Here is a 3,711-nt window from a genome sequence, read left to right as displayed (position 1 = left end):
ACCAGGGAAAACACCCCCATGAACATGGGTTGCTCCTACATTGGTGCTGTTATGTTTTAGTCCACTTGAATGAATGGAAACCTCATTGCTTGAATAAAGAGAAACATTTTCCTGCGAATTGAGTGAAATGTTCCCCTCTGCTTTTATAGAAATGTTGCCCTTTGCCTTTAAACTCAGATCATGTTCTGAGGTGATTTTTATGCCCTCCGGTGCACTAAGCTCTAGCTTACCAGCATCCCCTTTGAGTGACACGCCATCAGAGATGGTTAGGATAAACTTTCCACCCGATTTGATATTAAGGGCATAGGTGTTTTGTTCATCATCATATTCAAGGCTGGTTCCATCAGGGTATATCGTTCGGTGAATGCTGCCCTTATCGGCTGCTTGGTTTGCATCGGTATGAAGTGAACCAACAATCACCCCTTGTGATAAATCGCCTGATGATGAGACAACAATCACTTGCTCTCCAACGTCGCGCCCTTCATAAGAGCGTGTTTTACCGGCACGGGCTTGGGTATCTGGAATCCAGTCACTGATAAGATTGCCAGTTTTTACTCGATAGCGTGCGTTTTTATGGTCGATATGGCTAATCTTCCCCACCACAACCATATTTGCCACACGTCTCTTTAGATCTGTGATTTCTTTATCGCGCCGCTCTAACATGTCCACCTTCAATTTTATGGTATTTGTCTTGGTTTCCCACACCTGTTTCTGGTTCAAAGCTTAAGAAAGGTTCAACGATTCTTGCTGTTACACTGCCTTCTTCTTCATCCATGTTGGGGATATTGGTCACATAAATGACTTCAAAGGTTAAAATTGCACCATGGAGCGCTAGGGCGCCATTATCACCAAAGGCAAAAGCAATATTTTGCAGGCGGCATGTCTCAACGGTGTTGTTAAGATTGGGGTTGGCATAGAAAATCTCTTCAACTTCCCATGCTAATTGGTCAACAAAGCGTGCACCCTCTTCACATGTTGCATAGCATTCAACATCCACCGTTAAAACACGCCGCCTTAAGCCAAAATCATGTCCATCTTCAATGGTTTCATTTTGCGTTGAGATATTAATGGCCGGCATTGTTTCAATAAATAAATTGAAATCACGCATATTGAAAACATTGTCACCTGCCACCGTCTTTGCAGCCTTTATCAACGCAACAAAGCTTTCCCTTATCGTCTCACGGGGGTGCATGGGGGCTCCTGTTCAATTAAGTGCATAAAATGATTGACTAGGATTAATAATGATACTATCATTGGTTATGAGTAATAAAGTTGAAAAAATAATCAGCTTGATGAAAGCATCACCAAAGAACATTAAGTTTTCAGATTTGTTGGCTGTATGTGTCTATTTCTTTGGAGAACCACGGAACAATGGTACAAGCCACTTTGTTTTTAAAACACCGTGGCTTGGTGATCCTCGTGTGAATATTCAAAAAGATTCTGGTAACAAAGCAAAAGCTTATCAAGTCAAACAAGTCTTACAAGCGATAGAAAGGATGAAACATGAACAATAATCATTATACATATCGTGTTTTGTGGTCGCAAGAAGATGAGGAATATGTCGGATTGTGTGCAGAATTCCCATCCCTTTCATGGTTAGATGCTCAAGCAGAGAAAGCTTTAAAAGGTATTATGGACCTTGTTTCAGAAGTTGTTGAGGACATGCAACATAATGGAGAAGAAGTTCCTGTGCCTTTGTCACATGGTAAATACAGTGGTAAGTTTCAATTAAGAATACCACCAGAACTCCATAGAAAACTTGCAATACAAGCCGCTGAAAATGGTGTGAGTTTAAATAGATATATTTCTTCTAAACTTTAAAGCTTTTAAAGGCAGCTTATACGCACCAAAAAAAGATTAATTTTTATGGAAACCTCTCAATTAAAACAAATACCCGTTTTCAAAACGGATGAAGAAGCAGAAAACTTCGTTGATACTGCTAATCTTACGGATTATGACTTAACTGGTTTTAAACCCGTTCATTTTGAATTCTTACCTAAAGAAGCTTCTATAAATATTCGCTTGCCTCAAGCACTTATGAAAGCTTTAAAGGAAAAAGCGAAAAATCAAGCTATTCCTTATACACGCTATGTCAGACATTTGATCGAAAAAGATTTACGAACAAGTCACTGTAATTAACTTTGCGCCTATTATTAATAATAGAGCAAACAGAGAGACATTAAAATGTGTTATAGTATAAACAAAAGCCTTATAACCCAACTGCTTTACGTAAAATGTCATCGACTTTTGATTGCCACCCACGACCCAAGGCTTTAAGTTTTTTTAAAACATCTGGTGACAAACGAATTGATACTTGCTCTTTAGGGTTATCAATTTGTGGTCGCCCTCGAGAACGTTTAATGCTTTCAGCTAAATCAGGAAATACTTCTGCAAATGATTTTGCTTGAGCAATTTGTTCATCTGTCGCTTCTGGAGCGTCTGGATCATATGCAATTTCTTTTTGAATTTCAGCCTCTTCTTCATCGGTGAGAGGTTTAATATATGGATATTTCGTCATAATATTAAACTCCTTTCTTTTTTGCTCGCACGTCTCATAGAAATGATAGAAACCGCTTCATCGCCAAGTGTAGCAAAAACGACTGCAATAACATTATTGGTAAAAACATTAATAGCCATAAAACGTCCTTGCTTTGCTGGAAGGATGATCGCTGTTTCAAAAAATTCTATTTGAAGATCAGCAAAATCAAGCCCATGTTTTTCAATGTTTTTGTGTCGTTTAATTTCATCATAAGTAATAATCATAAATTAATGTATTACATTTATTCAAAGAGGTCAATAATAAAAGTGATACAAAATATCTTTAGTGTTTATTTCCTTTAAATTTCTCTTGGTAACATCAGCGTTCCTGTGTACGTAAAATAAGCTTATACATGCCAGATTCCGAAGCCTGTACATCCGTCACAATAAAATGCTCTTGAGAAAAGCTATCTTTCGTACTTTCAAGCGTCATAACTACAACGCTATCTTGAGGTTTTGGTGGTATTCCCCCGATATCATTGATACAAACATCAAGTTCCTTTTTTGCAATTGTGGTGGGGATTCTGCCACCAGCCTCCGATTCCGAATGTTTAATGGTGTAAATCGCTGTAATTTGAAACGATTGTTGATTATCCTTTCGCGTGTAGATGACGGGTTGCCCAAAGGTATTGCGTACATCTTGAATCATTTTATGAAGCAACCCGTGCCATCGCATGTTATTTCGCTCCAATAACTGCTTTAGAGAGCATTTCTGGACGCGTGCAAATATAAAGCGGATAGCTGTATACCTCCGGCTTTACCCATGCATTACGGTCGTTATCAACGATCAACATGGTGTAGAGCGGTTTTCCAACCGTGTTGGCAAAATCCAAACTTTCTCCCGGTGCAAAGGTTTTTTGAAACACGCCTGGTGCATTGGCAGGCAAGAATTGACATTCATCCGGCTTAATGCCTATAGCGCGTTTGGTTCCAGCTTTTGCATTCAGATTATAGTTATGAATACTTCGGTAATTGATAAAGGTTACACCAGCAAAGTCAAAACTGCCAAAGCTCCCTGAACCAATTGCACTTGGTGTTGCAACACCTCCAGCGCTATTCAACGTTTGTGCAAGAGCTGTGTTGAGATAGGTCTCACGAATTGTTTTATGGTTTTTCAACTTGGAAAAGAATTCATTTCCACAAAGCCCAATAATGCGTGAACGATCAGAAAAA

At 39.0% G+C, this 3,711-nt stretch carries 9 protein-coding genes; 3 read left to right on the top strand and 6 right to left on the bottom strand.

The window, feature by feature from the left end:
• Together ACFIMX_RS08880 and ACFIMX_RS08875 are read right to left on the bottom strand one after the other, a co-directional pair.
• The coding region (locus ACFIMX_RS08880) for a phage baseplate assembly protein V (RefSeq protein WP_375694350.1) at positions 1–663 on the bottom strand (663 nt) is incomplete at its 3' end.
• A complete protein-coding gene (locus ACFIMX_RS08875; RefSeq protein WP_375694349.1) occupies positions 644–1,192 on the bottom strand; it encodes a hypothetical protein in 549 nt (182 codons plus the stop codon). The genes ACFIMX_RS08875 and ACFIMX_RS08880, both read right to left, overlap by 20 nt.
• Positions 1,193–1,241: 49 nt before the next feature.
• On the opposite strand from ACFIMX_RS08875, the gene ACFIMX_RS08870 reads away from it, so the two are divergent.
• From ACFIMX_RS08870 to ACFIMX_RS08860, 3 genes are read left to right on the top strand one after another with little or no spacing between them, the layout of a single operon-like run.
• Positions 1,242–1,514, top strand: coding sequence for a toxin HicA (locus ACFIMX_RS08870; protein WP_273790312.1), 273 nt, complete (start codon positions 1,242–1,244; stop codon positions 1,512–1,514).
• Positions 1,504–1,821 (top strand): type II toxin-antitoxin system HicB family antitoxin, encoded by a 318-nt coding sequence (locus ACFIMX_RS08865; RefSeq protein ID WP_004856761.1) that lies wholly within the window; start codon positions 1,504–1,506, stop codon positions 1,819–1,821. Before ACFIMX_RS08870 ends, ACFIMX_RS08865 begins: the two co-directional genes overlap by 11 nt.
• Before the next feature lie 45 nt (positions 1,822–1,866).
• Entirely contained in the window at positions 1,867–2,139 is a 273-nt protein-coding gene (locus tag ACFIMX_RS08860; protein WP_273783852.1) for a BrnA antitoxin family protein, read from the top strand.
• Between the two features lie 70 nt (positions 2,140–2,209).
• Here the strand turns inward: ACFIMX_RS08860 and ACFIMX_RS08855 are convergent, their stop codons facing one another.
• The 4 genes from ACFIMX_RS08855 to ACFIMX_RS08840 all read right to left on the bottom strand — a co-directional run.
• Positions 2,210–2,521 carry a BrnA antitoxin family protein gene (locus ACFIMX_RS08855; RefSeq protein WP_375694351.1) on the bottom strand — a complete coding sequence of 104 codons (312 nt, stop codon included), beginning with the start codon at positions 2,519–2,521 and terminating at the stop codon, positions 2,210–2,212.
• Entirely contained in the window at positions 2,515–2,763 is a 249-nt protein-coding gene (locus tag ACFIMX_RS08850; protein ID WP_012231069.1) for a BrnT family toxin, read from the bottom strand. Before ACFIMX_RS08850 ends, ACFIMX_RS08855 begins: the two co-directional genes overlap by 7 nt.
• A 94-nt stretch (positions 2,764–2,857) precedes the next feature.
• On the bottom strand, positions 2,858–3,214 hold the full coding sequence (locus tag ACFIMX_RS08845) for a hypothetical protein (RefSeq protein WP_375694348.1): 357 nt from the start codon (positions 3,212–3,214) through the stop codon (positions 2,858–2,860).
• 1 nt (position 3,215) lies between these two features.
• A partial coding sequence (locus ACFIMX_RS08840) for a major capsid protein (RefSeq protein WP_375694347.1) occupies positions 3,216–3,711 on the bottom strand: 496 nt, incomplete at its 5' end.

It is taken from the genome of Bartonella sp. AD24XZML, from assembly GCF_042196485.1.
In the GTDB taxonomy this organism is placed as follows: domain Bacteria; phylum Pseudomonadota; class Alphaproteobacteria; order Rhizobiales; family Rhizobiaceae; genus Bartonella.
This window is presented reverse-complemented; position numbering and strand designations above follow the sequence as displayed.

Coding starts and splice junctions, on each gene's coding strand:
- ACFIMX_RS08865 (WP_004856761.1), top strand. CDS start 1,504: ATGAACAATAATCATTATACATATCGTGTTTTGTGGTCGCAAGAAGAT.
- ACFIMX_RS08875 (WP_375694349.1), bottom strand. CDS start 1,192: ATGCACCCCCGTGAGACGATAAGGGAAAGCTTTGTTGCGTTGATAAAG.
- ACFIMX_RS08845 (WP_375694348.1), bottom strand. CDS start 3,214: ATGCGATGGCACGGGTTGCTTCATAAAATGATTCAAGATGTACGCAAT.
- ACFIMX_RS08860 (WP_273783852.1), top strand. CDS start 1,867: ATGGAAACCTCTCAATTAAAACAAATACCCGTTTTCAAAACGGATGAA.
- ACFIMX_RS08870 (WP_273790312.1), top strand. CDS start 1,242: ATGATACTATCATTGGTTATGAGTAATAAAGTTGAAAAAATAATCAGC.
- ACFIMX_RS08850 (WP_012231069.1), bottom strand. CDS start 2,763: ATGATTATTACTTATGATGAAATTAAACGACACAAAAACATTGAAAAA.